The organism is Kistimonas scapharcae (assembly GCF_039540975.1).
Lineage (GTDB): Bacteria > Pseudomonadota > Gammaproteobacteria > Pseudomonadales > Endozoicomonadaceae > Kistimonas > Kistimonas scapharcae.
Genome location: NZ_BAABFL010000108.1, coordinates 1 through 17,169, shown reverse-complemented (window position 1 = coordinate 17,169; position 17,169 = coordinate 1). Strand labels below are relative to the sequence as shown.

Below are 17,169 nucleotides of genomic sequence, written 5' to 3'. Positions count from 1 at the left end.
GTTCACCGCCAAAATGGGCAGCCTATTGCTGCTGTAACCCACTGCCTGAAACCCGAAACAGCGGGCGTTTTGTTCACGTTGTTCATCGTTCAGCGTTTGTGCAAGAAGTAATCAATTATTGTCAGCAGGATTACTTTCTGGTATAAAGCCCGGTCTTTGTGTACCGGCTCTCGGCTGAACGCATTTGGGCGGGCCGGCTACTGCCTGACCGGGTAGTTCCGGTATGTATGAATAAAGAATCCGGCCTTCGGGTTGGGTAAACGCTTAGAGAGAGGCTCAAATATGTCCAGAGTTTGCCAGGTGACCGGCAAGCGTCCCGCTGTCGGTAACAACGTGTCACACGCTAACAACAAGACTCGTCGTCGTTTTCTGCCGAACCTGCACCATCACCGTTTCTGGGTTGAGTCCGAGAAGCGTTTTGTGAGACTGCGTGTTTCTTCCAAGGGCATGCGCATCATCGACAAGAAGGGCATCGATGCCGTTCTGGCTGAGCTCCGCGCCCGCGGCGAGCGTTTCTAAGGTTCGATAAGAGAGGATTACGACGATGGCTAAGGCTGTTCGCGAGAAAATCAAGCTGGTATCCACTGCCGGTACCGGTTACTTCTACACCACCACCAAGAACAAGCGTAACACCCCGGACAAGTTCGTCTTCAAGAAGTACGATCCCAAAGTCCGCAAGCACGTTGAGTTCAAGGAAGCCAAGATCAAGTAAGATCGGCTTTCCGCAGCCCTGCTATCGGGGACTGTGGTGGACGTGTTAAAGAAACCCGCACTTTGCGGGTTTTTTTATAGCTGTAAGTGACTATTTTCTGAACAATTATAAAGCGCCTACAATGCGCCTTCGCCTGAGTCAGTGAGATGTTATGAGCAAACCGGAACTCCTGTCGCCTGCCGGCACCCTGAGAAACATGCGTTATGCCTTCGCCTATGGCGCGGATGCGGTCTATGCCGGCCAGCCCCGTTACAGCCTGCGCGTACGGAATAACGACTTCAAGTTGGAAAACCTGGAAAACGGGATCAACGAGGCGCATGCCCAGGGCAAGCAGTTCTACCTGGCGAGTAACATTGCGCCCCATAACTCGAAGGTGAAGACCTATCTGCGGGATATGGAACCGGTCATTGCCATGAAACCGGACGCGTTGATTATGTCCGACCCTGGTCTGATCATGATGGTGCGTGACCGCTGGCCGGATATGCCGGTGCATATGTCGGTGCAGGCCAACGTCGTTAACTTCGCCACGGTGAAGTTCTGGGCTCGTCAGGGCGTCAGTCGGATTATTCTCTCCCGTGAGCTGTCGCTGGATGAAATTGCTGAGATCCGTGAAGAATGTCCGGATATGGAGCTGGAAGTGTTCGTACACGGTTCGCTCTGCATTGCTTATTCCGGTCGTTGCCTGCTGTCCGGCTACATCAATCACCGTGACCCTAACCAGGGCACCTGCACCAATGCCTGCCGCTGGAAGTATCAGGCCCATGAGGCCACAGAAACAGCCAGTGGTGATGTCATCGCGACCACGTTTGACCCCTCAGAGGTTGCGAATGAGCCGACACTGGGCAGCGGTGAGCCAACGGATAAGATGTATCTGCTGCAGGAAGAAAACCGCCCGGGACAATATATGCCCGCTTATGAAGATGAGCATGGCACCTATATTATGAATTCCCGCGATCTGCGTGCGGTTCAGCATGTCCATCGTTTGCACGGCATGGGGGTTCACTCGCTGAAGATCGAAGGTCGAACCAAATCCCACTATTATGTGGCGCGTACTGCCCAGGTTTATCGTCAGGCCATCGATGATGCCGCCGCTGGCAAATCATTCGATATGGCGCTGATGGATACGCTGGAGAATTTGGCCAGCCGCGGATATACGGAAGGTTTTTACCGTCGTCATGTCCATGACGAATACCAGAATTACGAGCAGGGGGCTTCCAAGGGCAGTCTGCAGCAGTTCGTCGGCGAGATTCTGGATGCCGGCACGGAATTCATCACTGTGGATGTCAAAAACCGGTTTGAGCAGGGCGATACACTGGAGCTACTGACTCCATCCGGTAACCATACGTTCCGTCTGGACCACATGGAAAACCAGCGTGGCGAGAAAGTCTCTGTGGCGCCGGGATCCGGGCACAAAATTCGTCTGCCGGTGACTGAAGACATGAAAGTCGATGAATTCTCACTGCTGGTGAGACACCTGCCTCAGGCTGAAGCGTCTGCCTGATCAGGCAAATCGCAGGTAAATAAAAAGGGAGGTATTGCCTCCCTTTTCCTTTTGATGGATGACCGGTTTATAAATTAACCGGCATTCTCATCAGCGCAGCTTAGTCTTCGATCACGCAGTCCAGACGCTTCTTGCCGGTGCGATCCAGGTAGGTCTGGAAATCTTTCGGCAGGCGGCCAGTGGTGGAACCGTGCCAGGTGACGGTGTCGCCACTGTTGGTTTCATACTGGAAAGTGAACTTCTGAACATTGCGACGCTTTTTGGGCGCAGCTTCTTCGGTCGGATCCAGGTCGTCCAGGGACAGGCCTCGCTCGGCCAGCAGGCGACGCACTTCATCAATGTTTTCCTGTTTGGCCTGACGCTTGGCTTCATCAGCGGCTACAGCGTCTTTCTTTTCGGCCAGAATGCCTTCCAGACGGCTGATGATGCGCTCGATATCCTCAACGTGGACATCTTTGAACAGGGCGCGGATACGAGTCTTACTTGCCAGACGATGCTGAATTTCGTCAAAAATATTCATTTAAATTAACCCCTAGGTTGTATGCGGAACGATTTTAAGTGAATAAAAAGCAATCAGCAATCTTTAACGTTGATAATCTCCCGTGAAATTAACGGGGAGGTCTTAATTATTAACACGATTTCGCTTTATTAATACCTGAAATGTCTCGTTGTTTCCAGAAGAATTCTATTTTGTCTTTCAACGGGAAAAGACCGTACTGTTTGGATATAAGCGTTAGGTTAACAGGATATGGGGATGCTTCTGGCATAAGGGACGGTGTGTTTGATTTGAGAATCACAAGGAAATGAGGGACTGTATCAATTAGTGTTGAGACCGTTCGCTGATTTCGGCCTGTTATGGTTTTGCACCATCAACAGGCCGGCATTCCTATTATGTTGTTAATCAGTGCACCCTTGTCTCTTCCGGAGCTGGTACAGCTTGTTGTAATTCCCTATATGGAATCAGGTCTTTCAGTTGGTACTCACGGATTTCTCCCCAGTTCATTTCAACCCGAATCCAGCCGTTGCTGAGGTATTCCTTAATGCATCCTTCTTCGTAGGTAATACGATCCTTGACGCGTGTAACGTGTTCCATGTGTGCGCTCCTTCCCTAAGTCATGCACTGCTTTTCTACGGTTACCATGGTGAGTCGTCCGGTGCCTGTGATGGCTGTGAGTACGTGACGCAGGCACAAATCCCTGTGATTGCTCAGACTCTCCTCTTTGGATCAAGCAGGTTATGTGCCATCTGAAACAGCCGACCTGCAGGAATGAGGACTTGTTTCTGTGGTGGTTGTGCGTATCGACGCCATTGTTTCACAGACTGCAGCCATTGTTGTGAGTCTGGCCGAACGTTCAGAAACAGTGTAGAAGAAATTCTGTTAAGTAACGTTGACAATCTTGTTTCATTTTATCGTTACTTTGATTGTTTAAAGCGATGACGCATCACAATCAAAAAAAACAGTCGATGAGATGGTGCATCAGCGCCTTGTAAAGGTAGGGGCTGACCGGCAGGCGCTTTACTCCATTAAACCGCTTTGTTTATATAGACCAATGCATTTCAATAAAGTGGTTGGTGGGTGTCTCCTGTGAAGAGACGAGACATTCTCACTTGGCAAAGTATCAATTGGATAGATGGCAATTCAGCAGGATTGGGTGTCCGAGAGGATGCTCGGTAGTGAAGCATAATGATCGAATGGATACAGATTGAGCCAGAAACCGTTGAATCTGTTATTTGGCTGAATGCGTAATAACAAGAAAACAGGGATCAGCTATTGAGGATGTTGTGAGGTAGCCCCCATTGCCTGGGAAGGTATTTTCTCCGGCGATAAAGGAAGCGAAACAGATGATGGACCCATTGATGTTATTGCTCTCCGATCATCCGCTAGGGGTGCTGGTCTCGATCGTCATTGCTACGTACATACTGGAAGATGCCGCCATTGTGGGAGCCGCTGTGCTCGCCGCTGAAGGTGTTATCACCCCGTTTAGCGCGTTTGCCGCTTTGTTTTTAGGCATCTTCAGCGGGGATTTATGGCTCTATGGCATGGGAAGCCTGATCCGGCGCTATCGTCGATTCCAGCGGCTGGCAGCGAAACCCGTGTTGGAAAGAGCACGGGGCTGGTTGGCACGCAATATGGTAATGACGGTTTTTGTCGTCAGGCTAATACCGGGTATGCGGTTACCTTGCTATCTGGCCTGTGGGTTGTTTGCCCTGTCACTGAGACTCTTTTTGGGCACTGTCTTAGTGGCGTCCTTACTGTGGACCGGAGCACTGTTTAGCGGACTTTATCTGCTGGGCGAGCACTTATGGATGACGCTGGGGGAATGGAAGTGGTTGCTGCTTCCGGGGGTAGTTGTACTGTTTTACCTGGGGCAGGGATGGATCAGTCGGTCACTGGGCCGTTATATGGATATTCAGAAAAATGACAGAGAATACGTTAATTGAGCAGGCCGTTTTACCGACATTTTCAGACAAACAGGCCCATGTCGGCATGCCACCTCTGGCTCGTACCCGGCGTGCGATTGCCTTTTTTGAGTTCTGGCCGACGCCCTTGGTCTATTTTCCGGTAGCCATGCTATGGCTGTTTCGGGCAATTCAGCATCGAAGCCTCACGCTTCCCTTGTGTGCGAACCCGGGATTTTACCTTGGCGGGATGGTCGGAGAGTCCAAGGCGACGAATTTTAGCTGTGCCGGTGAATATGCCCGTCAACATATTGCTGACTGGTGCCGGGTGCAGAATGATTTGTCCCAGGCAGACAAAACACTGAATACGGCGCTAGAGACTATGACAGCATCAGGCTTGCATTTTCCCTTGATTGCGAAGCCGGATATGGGCTGTCGTGGTCAAGGGGTTCGCATCGTGCGTGATGCGGTTGAAGTGGCTGACTATCTGCAGGATTTTCCGGATGGTGGACACATCCTGTTTCAGCAACTTGTTCCCTATGAAGCGGAAGCCGGTATTTTTTACATTCGGATGCCGGGTGCAGATAGAGGACAGTTATTTTCCATTACCCTGAAATACCAGCCTTACGTTTACGGCAATGGTATCGATACCTTGAGAACCCTGATTCAACAGGATCGCAGGGCTGGACAGCTTACACATCTGTATTTCAAACGCCACGAAGCCGTTCTCGATCAGGTGATTCCCGAAGGGCAGCCGTTTCGGCTGGCCTTTGCCGGCAGCCATAGCCGGGGTGCGATCTTCCGGGATGGGCGACATCTTATCACAGAGGCGTTGACAACGGCTTTTGACCGGATTTGTCAGGATATTGATGGGTTTTACTACGGACGTTTTGATGTGCGCTTTCGAGATACCCAATCCCTGCAAGAAGGGCAGGATTTCACTATTCTGGAAATTAATGGCGTCAGCAGTGAAGCGGCGCATATCTGGGATGCCGATTCTTCCCTGCGGGAGGTTTATAAGACCCTGTTCCATCAATACAACACGTTGTTTCGTATCGGGGCTATAAATCGACGCAAGGGAGCCAGGCCGGATGGGCTTCTGGCCCTCATAAAGGGTTGGCAGGAGGAAAAACGTCTTGGACGACATTATCCGGATACCGAATAAGACGCGTCATGGAATGAGGACATAAAAATGCAACGTATCCTGTTTAATCTGGCAGTGATGATGCCTTTGATGCTATGGGGGGCTGGGGTTGTTTCTGCAGACACCATTTATACCGGCTACTTCAGTAACAAGGCGGTGGGTGGGTATGACACCGTCGCTTATTTTACAGAGGGCAAGCCGGTCGAAGGCAGCAGCAAGTTCAAGTACCGCTGGCAGGGGGCAGACTGGTATTTCAGCAGTGCCGAGAACCTGGAAATGTTCAGGGAATTGCCGGAACGCTATGCGCCACAATACGGTGGACACTGTGCCTGGGCAGTCGCGGCAAGGAACGATCTTTATAAAGGTGACCCTGAATACTGGAAAATTGTGGATGGAAAGCTTTATCTTAATTATGACAAGTCAGTGCAGGATCGCTGGTTGAAGGATATTCCCGGGTTCATTACCGAGGGTGATAAGAACTGGCCGGCGCTGAACAATAACTAAACGCCAGGGAGGCACCATGTCCCGGAAGATAAAGTGGATTCTGTCCGCCTATATTGCATTCATCTTTATCCAGTCATTGTTTTTCAAGTTTTCAGATGCGCCTGAAACCCAGTTCATTTTCGGGACACTGGGCGAATGGTCTGGGTTTTACTGGTTTGGGCAGTATGGTGCCTATGGCGTGGGAATTGCCGAGCTGATTGCCTCAATCCTGTTGTTTACGCCGTTACGGTTATACGGCGCTGCCATGGCATCGTGCATCATGATTGGCGCGATATTTTTTCACCTGTTTACCCCGCTGGGTATTTTTATGCCTGAGTTTAATGAGGCGGGTGAAATCATCGGGGATGATGGCGGATTACTGTTTGTTAACGCCTGTATTGTTTGTGCCAGCGCTATTGCTGTCACCGTGATGGATTTGATTCAGACCAATCACCCATTCAAACGCCTGTTTGCAAAGCGTAGTATTTTCCGGGAAGACGACATTCCGGACTGAATAAAAACATAAAAAACTGTCAGGAAGACGCCATGCTTGCGATGTCGCCATTTCGGCTGCCGGTACCCTCCCGGCTGAAATTCCTGCAACCGTTGCTGGAGCGGCTGCTGGGGCTTAGCTATCTGGACCGTCTTTACCGGCAGCGGGTGCATACAGAAACACCCAAGGATTTTGTCCGGGTTGCCTTAAGACTGCTTGGGCTTCGCTATACCTCTACACGCGACATTGTGGACAGCGTGCCTGCTGAGGGGTCGTTGGTGGTGGTGGCCAATCATCCGTTTGGGGGGGCTGAAGGACTGGCCATTATTGATTTGCTGCTTAAAGTGCGACCGGACACGCGGGTACTGGCGAATCAGGTATTGAATGGCATCCCTGAGCTTCGTGAGCTTTTCATTGGTGTTGATATCCTGGGAACACAGAATCGTCGCCGAGCCAATCGTGAGGCGATTGAGCGTGCCCGTGAATGGGTTCAGGGTGGCGGTGTTCTACTGGTGTTCCCCGCGGGTGAAGTCGCCAGCTGGAACTGGAAGAAACGCAGGGTGACAGAAGCACCATGGCGCACCACGGCCGCAGCCATTATCCGGGAAACCGGTGCCAGCGTTTTGCCGGTTTTTGTCGCGGGAAATAATAGCCGACTATTCCACATGCTGGGTGTTGTACATCCGGCCTTGCGGACGCTGCGCCTGGTCAGAGAGCTAATCAACAAACGTGGACAGATCATTCAGCTGTCCCCCGGCAAGTTGATTACGCCATCTGACAGGCGGCAGCTGAATAACGACAAGGCGCTGACCAACTTTCTCCGACTCAATACCCTGCTGTTACGAGAGCATACTACGGGTTCAGAAAACCAAGCTGCGACACAGGCGAGGACGCTTCAGCCTTTGATCGAGCCGGTTCCGCAGGCGCTGCTAGCGGAAGATATCAGTCAGCTGATGGCTGAGCGACGACTTCTGGAAAAGGGGGAGATGGAAGTCTGGTGTGCGTCAGCCACTGAATTACCTCATATTTTGAAGGAAATTGGCCGGTTGCGTGAGTTGACGTTCAGAATTGTCGGTGAAGGCACCGGGTATGAAATGGATGTTGATCAATACGACCGTGACTACCTGCACCTGTTTTTGTGGCATAAAAGCCGACAGGAAATCGTGGGTGCCTACCGTCTCGGGTTGGTGGATCGCCTTTACGAACAACAAGGGCTGGAAGGCATTTATTCCCGTAGTTTATTCCAATACGATGCTACGTTTCTGAAAAAACTGGGTGGCTGCCTGGAAATGGGGCGTTCGTTTGTGCGCCCCGAATACCAGAAAAGTATCACCGCACTCATGTTCCTGTGGAAAGGGATTGGCGCATTCATTGTCAAACATCCCCAGTACCGGATCCTGTTTGGGCCGGTCAGTATCAGCAATGATTACAGTGAGCTATCCCGCCAGCTGATGGCAAGCTGCCTACAGGCCAATAATTACGATAAGACATTGGCAGATCTGGTGCGCCCAACCGCGCCTCTGGCAGATGAGCCGACAGCGCTGTGGGATCCGGATCACCTGGAAGGCTTGAGTCATGTTGAGGGACTGTCGTTATTGATACAAACCATCGAGAAAGATAAAGGCGTCCCCATACTGATCAAGCACTATCTGAAACTGCAGGGTGAATTTGCCGGCTTCAATGTGGACAAGAACTTCAATAACGCCTTGGATGGTTTAATCGTTGTTGACCTGAAAAAAGTCGATGACCGAATGCTGGGGAAGTATCTGGGCAATGAAGGGATGGTGTTGTTTCGGAACCGACATGGTTATGTGACGGCCTAGCGACCGTCACAGCCGCAATATCATAGCGTCTGGCGATGGCGTAATGTCGCCGGTGCCATGCCCAGTGCGAATTGAACCGGAATATCCAGATAGTTCAATAGGACAGAGATCAGGGCATTGTGATGAATAGTGTGACTCTGTAAGAACAGCAGTTCACGAATTACCGTGGTGGTGGTCATCACCGGATCTTCATTGTTATCATCCGAAGTAAACGCTGTGATTGACATAATATGGCATTCACAACCTTTTTCCTCTAACCGCTTCAGCCGGTGCGCAATTCCATCAATGCGCGTGATTGCGAGTTCTCGAATGGTTTCCAGTGAAGGGTCTCTCGGGCGCTGGTCATAATTGACCTCTTGTTCACCGAGGCTAATGAAAAAACGTTCATAATGCTCAAGAACATGGCGGACATGCTGCCCGATAGTACTGTCTGTGATATCAGCTCTGTGGGTGAAGGTATCGTCGCCAATTGCCTGAAGTTGTGTACGTAAATCCCTGAGGCATCGCCTGTTCGCCTCTACAGTCCTTTGTAACGGCATACTGATTTTCCTATTGGTTCAACTAAGTTGCCTTAGATAGCTTAGTCATTGTTACGCATTTTGAAAGCACTTGTGAATGCTTATCTGAAACTCTTCGTAACCGGCAGGATTGTGGATGTATTGACGCACTGGCTAAGAACAAGCGAAAGACATTGTGAGCATGATGGTATTTGTACGTATGTGTCAGGATGGGACGGCCTGTTACGGTAGCCGGCACGAGATCAACATCAGGTTTTCGGAACCACACTGACATGTTCCATACAGCGTATTACTACGCCGACTATCGCCAGCCTCAATGGTGTAGTTGAGCGTAACCGTTTAACTGCGTCATTGAGGCGTTTTGATCGACCGAACCCGGGTTCGAAGGTCAAATCGCAAGTGGCGCAGCTGATGAAACCTTTCCCGCCTGCCTCCTTCCGATATTCCCCCAGAACCCGCACACATTGATTGCATTTATCAGAAAACATCTGTTTGCCAGGGGGCAGTATGCAGAACAGACTTATCGGCAGTGCGCTGATTATCGCAGGGACCTCTCTCGGGGCGGGAATGATCGCCATGCCTTTGGCGACAGCCGTGATAGGCTTTTGGCCGGCTTTAGTATTAATGGTGTTTAACTGGGCGCTGGCGACTTATTCTGGCTTGCTGGTAGCTGAGGTCTGTCGCGCCTGTCCGGGTACGACGTCATTGTACGGTGCTGCCGGACAGCTACTTGGACGACCAGGGCAGTTTATTGCGTCACTGGCGACCCTGTTTCTGCCTTATGCACTTTGTGCTGCCTACATCACTGGCGCTGCAGGACACCTCAATGGCAGCCTGGCCCATTGGTTCAGCATCGCGCTGCCGCAAGGATTCAGTGCAATCTGTGTCACAGCCCTGTTTGCAGGCGTTATCGTAATCAGTACCAGTAGCGTTGACCTCGTGACGCGAGGGTTGTTTATGCTCAAGGTGATGATGCTGGTGATGTTGATCGGTTTGCTTTTGCCGAAAGTGGAACCCGCCTACCTGAATACGATGCCTGTATCAGAGGGGGTGATGTGGGCTGCCTTACCATTATTTTTTACTTCATTCGGTTTTCAGGCGACAGTCCCCAGCATTGTCCGCTATCTGGATGATAAACCGGCACAGATTCGTCCCGCTGTGATCATCGGCAGCACGTTACCTTTGATTATTTACCTGCTCTGGGTGATTGGCACCAATGGTGTTTTACCACAGGGCAGTCTGGTTGCCATACAGAATGGCCAGGATCCTGTCAGTGCACTGGTAATTGGACTTACTCAGTTTGGCGGATCTGTCTGGATTTCTACCGCGATCAACTTATTTGCCATATTGGCGCTGGCGACATCTTTTCTTGGTGTTGCACTTGGCCTTTTCGATTATCTTTCTGAAGTCTTTCGACGCGCTGGTTCGTTCAGTGGCCGCTTACAGACAGCGTTGATTACCTTTATCCCACCGTTATTGGTTGCACTGTATTTTCCGGATAGTTTCATTACGGTGCTGGGCTTTGCTGCGATAGCGCTTGTTGTGCTCGCAATAGGCTTGCCCACGTGCATGGCTTTGACGTTGAGGAAGGTGTCGAAGGAAGGCGCCTCTCCGATTATGGATCAACCAATATTGCAGATACTGGCAGCAACGGCCGGCTTAATGATCATTTTGATACAGCTGGCAATTGCAGCAAAAATCTTGCCCGCGATCGGTTGAATACTTAGCGCTGAAGAGGTGTGCTTTTCAGCGCTGAATTCATCGACAGTAATTTTATAGTAATGATTTCTTCGTTTTATACGATTGTTGCATGAGTTTAGCGTCACTACTGCATCACGTTTATGATGTTTATCCAATAGAGTGATAAAGCAGTAATACAGTTAGATAAGATCTATACCATGCTCCATGCACGCTGGCGGCTATACATTGTACTTATAACACTGTCTGCTACCGAGTTACTTGCAGCGGAAGATGTTGGATTGTTCAAAATAGGTTGAATAAGTTTAGGAATAAGTTTTGCTATTTTATTGGTTTTATATTTCATATGGTCATGAAAAAATGTTTGTTAATTTCTAAGCGTGTTTTTATATTTGCTGCAAGATTTCAGGCGTTTTTTTTATTTGATGCTAAGATGGAGCACAGGTAATAGACGTTGGTTTCAGGATAATTGTCGTGTCTAGATTGATGGTTTTTTTACTGGCATTGAGTACTTCTTTGCTGAGCACGCTTTCATTATCGGCTTATGCTGAGCGCGATGAAGGTGATAGTCCATTTATTAGTACGGAATTAAATAATTTACCTTATGAGCGTGAGTGGGTTAATACACTAAGGCGTGAATCGAGTACACAATTTAATCCTGAACGGTTACAGTTAGTGCATTGTGATGAGGTGTCAGGGAACTGTTTGTTTAGAAGTAGCCTTCCTCAGAAAGGGAATGATTTCGCTTACGGTGAGCTGAGACAAGCCATGCAGTCTGCCTACCGTGCGCGCATGGGGGCTTCATTACCGGCAAGGTTTGAACTGGTTGATATATCGTTATTGAATTGGTTCACAGATGCAAAGGAGCTACAGCTTGAAAAACAGTATTTTAGGATGAATCCAGAGAAGGGTCGATTTAAACACCATGCAATCTATGGTGCACTTTCAAGCCCGAATGCCTACCCTGAGACCATGAAGAATTGGCTTGAGGTTTTACCTTCAATGGGTGAAATTAGCGCATTGGAAGATGATTTAGGGTATCTCATCAGTACCGTAAATGACAAACCGCAAATGGTAGTCGTTCATTGTCGTGCAGGGCATGACCGCACTGGCGAGGTTGTTGCTGCTTTTCAAATGCGCTATTTAGGCATGAGTCATCGAGAAGCTTTTGCAAAGGCTAATGCTACAAAAGGCCATCCCGGTAAACCACTTCCTATTAACCCATTAAGCCGTAATGGACTCATGTGGTATGCCTATTACCTTAGAGATGTTATGGGAATCTCTACAGTCGGCGATATAGAGTGATTAATAATAGGAAAATAGTTCATCGCGATAAGTAGTTTTTGGAATAAGCTAGGAAAGGCTTTTACTGCAATAGTGCTTCTGCTTCACTTTTCAGTTTGTGAAGTAAATCAAGCGCCAATTCAGAGAGCCTTTCTCTTTCTACATTTATACTTTCACTAGCCTTCGCCGAATCAGAATTCGGTACCTTTATAAGTTCAGGTAGTCTTATGACAGCTTCGGTTCCTTGACGGATCGTCGTCCTGTGATCGCTGTATGCACTGGGTTGAAGAAGAGGATCGGTATGAGTTTCAGTCAAGGATATTGGAATTTCCGCTGTGGTATCGTTTGTTTTAGATGTGACAATAGTGTCCGTTGCCCTTACGTTAAGCATAAACGGCCTTATGAACTTTCCTCCTTGTCCTGTTATTTTATCGTAGCTAATTTCAATTTGATCAGCATAATTCTCGTTAGCGAATAGTATTTGTCCAACAAATGGACATACAGTATTTTGTGGGCAGCTTTCCATTCTTACATAGAATAGATGAGTGGGTACGGGGGATGTATCTGTAGCGGGCGCTGGTATACCACTGACTTTGAAGGTCATAGACTGATCAGTACGATAGTTTATATCAACTGTATTGAGTTCGGCTTTTAATTCAAAACATTCTGCTTGGTGTAAGTTTAGAGTTATCGTTTGCATCGATTGTTTGATATTCATATGCGTCTTTGTTTTATGTTTTGTTTTATGTTTTGTTTTATGCGTTTTTTTCCCAACTGACTCTTGCCAATTCTTGGCCAAACACCATACTTTAAACAGCATCTCATCAAAATAACCCTGTGTCCCAAATTGGTTTGCGCTGACTAATGCTCTAGAGGTAGATTCAGGACGAACAACGACTTTAGTACTGGAAATCTCAATAGCGATACCCGTTGCTGTCATGGAAAGATTCTCAAAAGGAAGCTTCGATAGCATGCAAGCAACCTGACGGTAAAAACCTATACCTTTAATGACTAAATCCTTAAATTTTTCATCCTCTACTGACTGCCTGATTTTTTCGTAGTTAGGTAGTATGAGCCGCATTAGCGTTTCAGGAATGAACTCTTTGACAAAAACATCGACACCAAGTAAACCCAGTACTGTGAAATGATCTAGCAACATGCCTACTACATTCTCGGTGCCTGGCTTTAGCTGGATGCGTTGTTTTGCCTTTTCTGGCACTTTTGCACAGAACCTTTCGATGTGGATAATTTTGTCGCTTTTACGTGAGCGCTGTTGAGGAAATGCCTCTGCTCCCTCTGGTGTTGATTCAGAGGTATCGACGGCTGTAACCATTCTAATGTTGTGAAGCTCAACCAGTGCTTTAGGGTAGAATGTTTGACTATTAAACCTGATCCATTGCAGCAGTATAGATTCAATGAGCAAGTTGATATTGGGGGTGTAGTCAGTATCGCTATCACTGGGGAAAAAAGCCTGAAACATGGGTTTCAAATCAAAAGCGCCCTTTAATTGCTTGAAAATGCCTGACCGCAAAAATGTGTGTACATATTGTGTTTCTCTAGCCGTTGGATCGAATTCTATATTTATATTGGTGACTGCAAGATCAAGTGCTATTTTGAATGTTTTATTACAGTGGGGAGAATGGTCATCCGACTGTTCTGGTAGGTCAGCAGTTGAGCAAGTCGGTTCATAAGATACGCTTGAAGAGAGAGGGGCCGCTTCTGCGTTTACAGCGTTATCAGAATCATCGGTGGGTCTTGATTTTTTCCTCAATTCCTCTAATTCCTCTAATTCCTCTAATTCCTCTAATTCCTTTACTGAGTGTATTTCTTCATCTTTTTCTTTTGGTAGTGTACCATCGAAAGTTAGGGTCGAATGAAAATCTAATATTAACTGTAATTCATTTTTATTTTCACGTGATAATTTAATTTCAGTGAGTGTTATTGTTGTATCCTTTAGTTCAATCGCGAAATAAAGGCATTGATACTCTATGTATCCTATGCGAGCGATTATTGGTCTTTGTGCCAATGGTTCTCCTTTTTCTAATGCTTTTTGTCTGGCTTTATACGTTTCTTTTAAATCTTTATTTGCTTGGATAATAGATTGTAATGATTCGGTTCTGTTTTCTTTGCAGAATGCTTTCTTTTCTTCTTTTGTACTGTTGGGTGGGTATTTAATGTCTGCTATTGCGATGCTTTCAGGTAGCTCGTTCAGCATTGCATTAAGGATATTTACTTTTGATGGGATAACGCCTTTAAGACTCTTTTTTAATTTACGCCATAATGATTCTGGTTTGGTAGCACTTGTTTTAGGGCGCACAGCTCGGTGTTCCATGGGGCGTTCCGGACTGTTGCTTTGATCAATCGTGGCGGAAATTGGACATGTACTGCCCTCTTGGTGAAGTTGTCGTGTTTGAAATTGTACGTTTTCTTCAATCTCAACAAATGAATCAGTACTAGAGGAACTGATACTTTCTGATGAACCTGCATAGGCAGCAGCATTGGATGCCATGATAATTTCCTGACCTTGAATGAATACAATAACATTTGAAATTTAATGAGATGATAAAGAAATGCACTGACGGAATGGTTCATTTCAATAACTGTTGTAATTTTTACCAAGTCCGTCAGCAGCTAGCTACTCTCAAAAAATTCCAAAGTGACGGTTTTCGAAAATATTGAAGTGCAGTCGTTGTTTGTCAGGTTTCTCCCGTTCTCTTATGCCGGGATCCGAAGCCTCTGATACTATGGATAGAAAGGTTAGTAAATCATTACTCTTTGTGAACTTTTACTGATAGATTACGCCTAAATAGACAGAGTTATACCAGAAGAGCAGGAACAGGAGGGTAAGAACGAATGGGACTTGAGAATCTGTTTTCTATCGTCTTTGTGGCGGTAGTGGCCGTATTCATATTCAAGGGGGTCTATATGGTGCCCCAAGGCTATAACTATACGGTGGAACGCTTCGGTAAGTTTACGCGCACCCTTGGCCCTGGGCTTCATGTGCTGATTCCGTTTATTGACATGATTGGCCGCAAGCAGAACATGATGGAGCAGGTATTGGATATTCCACCACAGGAAGTGATATCCAGTGACAATGCCCAGGTGACGACTGATGCTGTCTGCTTCTTCCAGATTCAGGATCCTGTGAAGTCGGCTTATGAGGTCAATGACTTAAATCGAGCCATGCAAAATCTGGTGATGACGAATATCCGTGCCGTGCTGGGCTCCATGGAACTCGATGACATGTTGTCGAATCGGGATCGCATCAATACCAGCCTGCTGCAAAAAGTAGATGAAGCCACTGATCCCTGGGGCATAAAAGTGACCCGTATAGAGATCCGCGATATTTCTCCCCCTCAGGATCTGGTGGACTCTATGGCTCGCCAGATGAAGGCAGAACGGGAAAAGCGTGCACAGATTCTGGAAGCGGAAGGTGCCAGAGAGGCGGCCATCAAGGTTGCAGAAGGTGAGAAGCAGGCGCAAATCCTGAAAGCGGAAGGTGAACTGGAAGCCGCCAGGCGAGAAGCTGAAGCGCGGGAGCGTTTGGCTGAAGCAGAGGCTCAGGCGACAGGCGTTGTCTCCAAGGCCATTGCTGAGGGAAATATTCAGGCGGTACATTATTTTGTCGCCCAGAAATATGTTGAAGCTCTCAAGGAAATGGCGTCCTCAGAGAACAGTAAAGTGATTATGATGCCGCTGGAAGCATCGGATGTGATCGGTTCTGTGGCGGGTGTTAAAGAACTGCTGCAGTCTACAGGTACCCACAAGAGTTAATGTAACAAGGAGAAAAACGTGGGCTTGCTGGATTCATTACAACCCTGGCACTGGCTGATTCTGAGCCTGGTGCTCTTTGCCCTGGAAGCGCTGGGAGCCTCGGGCTTTTTAATTGGTGCGGGCATCGCTTCTGCATTGATGGCGCTGCTTCTGTGGCTGTTCCCATCACTGGATTGGGGTGTCCAGCTCATGCTGTTTGGTGTCGGCACTCTGGCGATGACCGTTGCCTGGTGGAAAGTCTTCCGACGCTATAACGAACAGACCGATCATCCCGAACTGAATAATCGTGCGGTTCAGATGGTGGGGCGAGTGATCGTTCTGGAGCAGCCCGTTTCCAATGGTCAGGGACGGATTCAAATCGGGGATACCTTCTGGAAAGTCCGCAGTGAAGCCGATTTAGAGGCTGGCACGACTGTTGTCGTCAGTGGTTATGATGGCATGGTGCTTCAGCTGACGCCCAGGGAATAAAACCTGTTCTTCAGTAAACACCCGCCACTATGGCGGGTGTTTGCTTTATGGCATTCCGTCAACGGGCGATCCGGTTACTGATGTGACAGGTTTTCGTGTACGCTTGTGCTTCTGATTCAACAGCCTGATAAGTCCTGAGGATCAATCCGTGTATCTAGGTTATATCGAGCCGGTCTTTCGTCCGCCCAGTGAGTGGAAATCACTGATTCTCCAGGTCACGAATGGTTGCTCATGGAATCGCTGTACGTTTTGCGAGATGTATACTGCGGATCAAAAGACCTTCCGGCCAAAGCCTCAGGGGGATATTGAAAAGGAACTGAAATCGGTAGTGCAGTCTGGCATGCCGGTTAACCGGGTGTTTCTCGCCGACGGTGATGCAATGACGTTGTCGTTCAGGAGGCTGGAAGCGATACTGGCGGCTATCAATCACTACTTGCCCGATGTTCAACGTATCTCGTCATATTGTTTACCCAGAAACCTGAAGAACAAAACCGTTGCGGAATTAACGCAATTACGCGAGATGGGGCTCAGTCTGATGTACGTCGGCTGCGAATCCGGCGACGATGAAGTGTTACAGCGGGTGCAGAAGGGCGAAACCTGGGACTCTTCACTGGCCGCCCTCGAAAAAATTCGCCAGGCAGGTATGAAAAGTTCCGTCATGATATTGAATGGCCTGGGTGGCAGGTTGTTGTCTGAACAACATGCATTGAATTCCGCTAGCCTGATGAACGCAGCTCAGCCAGAGTATCTTTCCACGTTGGTTGTCTCTTTTCCTCTTGGTATGGAGCGTTTCTGTAATCATCCCCTAAACTAGGGGCATTTCGAATTAGAGTTCTCCGACTTACACTGAGTCAAACGGAGAACGAGATGA

The 17,169-nt window shown here is 48.2% G+C and carries 17 protein-coding genes; 13 read left to right on the top strand and 4 right to left on the bottom strand.

Features of this window, described 5'->3' with window-relative positions:
- The first annotated feature begins 282 nt into the window (after positions 1-282).
- The 3 genes from rpmB to trhP all read left to right on the top strand — a co-directional run bounded on the left by rpmB (position 283) and on the right by trhP (position 2,213).
- On the top strand, positions 283-519 hold the full coding sequence (rpmB, locus tag ABD892_RS06150) for a 50S ribosomal protein L28 (protein WP_345194542.1): 237 nt from the start codon (positions 283-285) through the stop codon (positions 517-519).
- Positions 520-544: 25 nt separating this feature from the next.
- Complete coding sequence (gene rpmG, locus ABD892_RS06145; protein WP_345194541.1) at positions 545-712, top strand: 50S ribosomal protein L33; 168 nt, start codon at positions 545-547, stop codon at positions 710-712.
- Between the two features lie 151 nt (positions 713-863).
- The gene (gene trhP, locus ABD892_RS06140) at positions 864-2,213 is read left to right on the top strand and encodes a prephenate-dependent tRNA uridine(34) hydroxylase TrhP (RefSeq protein ID WP_345194540.1); all 1,350 of its coding nucleotides are present in this window, start codon (positions 864-866) and stop codon (positions 2,211-2,213) included.
- 100 nt (positions 2,214-2,313) lie between these two features.
- Here trhP and ABD892_RS06135 read toward each other — a convergent pair whose 3' ends face one another.
- Both ABD892_RS06135 and ABD892_RS06130 read right to left on the bottom strand, forming a co-directional pair.
- Positions 2,314-2,733 (bottom strand): H-NS histone family protein, encoded by a 420-nt coding sequence (locus tag ABD892_RS06135; protein ID WP_345194539.1) that lies wholly within the window; start codon positions 2,731-2,733, stop codon positions 2,314-2,316.
- A 381-nt stretch (positions 2,734-3,114) separates the two neighbouring features.
- Positions 3,115-3,306 (bottom strand): hypothetical protein, encoded by a 192-nt coding sequence (locus ABD892_RS06130; RefSeq protein ID WP_345194537.1) that lies wholly within the window; start codon positions 3,304-3,306, stop codon positions 3,115-3,117.
- A 749-nt stretch (positions 3,307-4,055) separates the two neighbouring features.
- Here ABD892_RS06130 and ABD892_RS06125 point away from each other — a divergent pair.
- The 5 genes from ABD892_RS06125 to ABD892_RS06105 are packed head-to-tail and all read left to right on the top strand — an operon-like array spanning position 4,056 to position 8,556.
- Positions 4,056-4,655: a DedA family protein gene (locus tag ABD892_RS06125; protein WP_345194536.1), complete on the top strand. Its 600-nt coding sequence runs from the start codon at positions 4,056-4,058 to the stop codon at positions 4,653-4,655.
- Entirely contained in the window at positions 4,633-5,778 is a 1,146-nt protein-coding gene (locus ABD892_RS06120) for a D-alanine--D-alanine ligase (RefSeq protein ID WP_345194534.1), read from the top strand. The genes ABD892_RS06125 and ABD892_RS06120 overlap by 23 nt, the downstream gene beginning before the upstream one ends.
- A 27-nt stretch (positions 5,779-5,805) precedes the next feature.
- Positions 5,806-6,261, top strand: a complete 456-nt coding sequence (locus tag ABD892_RS06115) for a YHS domain-containing (seleno)protein (protein ID WP_345194533.1) — start codon at positions 5,806-5,808, stop codon at positions 6,259-6,261.
- A 16-nt stretch (positions 6,262-6,277) separates the two neighbouring features.
- Entirely contained in the window at positions 6,278-6,754 is a 477-nt protein-coding gene (locus ABD892_RS06110) for a DoxX family protein (RefSeq protein WP_345194532.1), read from the top strand.
- 32 nt (positions 6,755-6,786) lie between these two features.
- The gene (locus tag ABD892_RS06105; RefSeq protein WP_345194531.1) at positions 6,787-8,556 is read left to right on the top strand and encodes a bifunctional lysophospholipid acyltransferase family protein/GNAT family N-acetyltransferase; all 1,770 of its coding nucleotides are present in this window, start codon (positions 6,787-6,789) and stop codon (positions 8,554-8,556) included.
- A 20-nt stretch (positions 8,557-8,576) separates the two neighbouring features.
- On the opposite strand, the gene ABD892_RS06100 is transcribed toward ABD892_RS06105, so the two are convergent.
- Entirely contained in the window at positions 8,577-9,095 is a 519-nt protein-coding gene (locus ABD892_RS06100; RefSeq protein ID WP_345194530.1) for a DinB family protein, read from the bottom strand.
- Between the two features lie 486 nt (positions 9,096-9,581).
- On the opposite strand from ABD892_RS06100, the gene ABD892_RS06095 reads away from it, so the two are divergent.
- Together ABD892_RS06095 and ABD892_RS06090 are read left to right on the top strand one after the other, a co-directional pair.
- Entirely contained in the window at positions 9,582-10,793 is a 1,212-nt protein-coding gene (locus tag ABD892_RS06095) for an aromatic amino acid transport family protein (RefSeq protein WP_345194528.1), read from the top strand.
- 453 nt (positions 10,794-11,246) lie between these two features.
- Positions 11,247-12,077 carry a dual specificity protein phosphatase family protein gene (locus tag ABD892_RS06090; protein ID WP_345194527.1) on the top strand — a complete coding sequence of 277 codons (831 nt, stop codon included), beginning with the start codon at positions 11,247-11,249 and terminating at the stop codon, positions 12,075-12,077.
- 61 nt (positions 12,078-12,138) lie between these two features.
- Here the strand turns inward: ABD892_RS06090 and ABD892_RS06085 are convergent, their stop codons facing one another.
- On the bottom strand, positions 12,139-14,565 hold the full coding sequence (locus ABD892_RS06085; protein WP_345194526.1) for a hypothetical protein: 2,427 nt from the start codon (positions 14,563-14,565) through the stop codon (positions 12,139-12,141).
- Between the two features lie 344 nt (positions 14,566-14,909).
- On the opposite strand from ABD892_RS06085, the gene ABD892_RS06080 reads away from it, so the two are divergent.
- From ABD892_RS06080 to ABD892_RS06070, 3 genes are all read left to right on the top strand, one after another.
- Complete coding sequence (locus ABD892_RS06080) at positions 14,910-15,830, top strand: SPFH domain-containing protein (RefSeq protein ID WP_345194525.1); 921 nt, start codon at positions 14,910-14,912, stop codon at positions 15,828-15,830.
- Positions 15,831-15,848: 18 nt separating this feature from the next.
- Complete coding sequence (locus ABD892_RS06075) at positions 15,849-16,298, top strand: NfeD family protein (protein ID WP_345194524.1); 450 nt, start codon at positions 15,849-15,851, stop codon at positions 16,296-16,298.
- Positions 16,299-16,446: 148 nt separating this feature from the next.
- The gene (locus tag ABD892_RS06070; protein ID WP_345194523.1) at positions 16,447-17,112 is read left to right on the top strand and encodes a radical SAM protein; all 666 of its coding nucleotides are present in this window, start codon (positions 16,447-16,449) and stop codon (positions 17,110-17,112) included.
- Positions 17,113-17,169 lie beyond the last annotated feature (57 nt).

Coding starts and splice junctions, on each gene's coding strand:
- rpmB (WP_345194542.1), top strand. CDS start 283: ATGTCCAGAGTTTGCCAGGTGACCGGCAAGCGTCCCGCTGTCGGTAAC.
- rpmG (WP_345194541.1), top strand. CDS start 545: ATGGCTAAGGCTGTTCGCGAGAAAATCAAGCTGGTATCCACTGCCGGT.
- trhP (WP_345194540.1), top strand. CDS start 864: ATGAGCAAACCGGAACTCCTGTCGCCTGCCGGCACCCTGAGAAACATG.
- ABD892_RS06135 (WP_345194539.1), bottom strand. CDS start 2,733: ATGAATATTTTTGACGAAATTCAGCATCGTCTGGCAAGTAAGACTCGT.
- ABD892_RS06130 (WP_345194537.1), bottom strand. CDS start 3,306: ATGGAACACGTTACACGCGTCAAGGATCGTATTACCTACGAAGAAGGA.
- ABD892_RS06125 (WP_345194536.1), top strand. CDS start 4,056: ATGATGGACCCATTGATGTTATTGCTCTCCGATCATCCGCTAGGGGTG.
- ABD892_RS06120 (WP_345194534.1), top strand. CDS start 4,633: ATGACAGAGAATACGTTAATTGAGCAGGCCGTTTTACCGACATTTTCA.
- ABD892_RS06115 (WP_345194533.1), top strand. CDS start 5,806: ATGCAACGTATCCTGTTTAATCTGGCAGTGATGATGCCTTTGATGCTA.
- ABD892_RS06110 (WP_345194532.1), top strand. CDS start 6,278: ATGTCCCGGAAGATAAAGTGGATTCTGTCCGCCTATATTGCATTCATC.
- ABD892_RS06105 (WP_345194531.1), top strand. CDS start 6,787: ATGCTTGCGATGTCGCCATTTCGGCTGCCGGTACCCTCCCGGCTGAAA.
- ABD892_RS06100 (WP_345194530.1), bottom strand. CDS start 9,095: ATGCCGTTACAAAGGACTGTAGAGGCGAACAGGCGATGCCTCAGGGAT.
- ABD892_RS06095 (WP_345194528.1), top strand. CDS start 9,582: ATGCAGAACAGACTTATCGGCAGTGCGCTGATTATCGCAGGGACCTCT.
- ABD892_RS06085 (WP_345194526.1), bottom strand. CDS start 14,565: ATGGCATCCAATGCTGCTGCCTATGCAGGTTCATCAGAAAGTATCAGT.
- ABD892_RS06080 (WP_345194525.1), top strand. CDS start 14,910: ATGGGACTTGAGAATCTGTTTTCTATCGTCTTTGTGGCGGTAGTGGCC.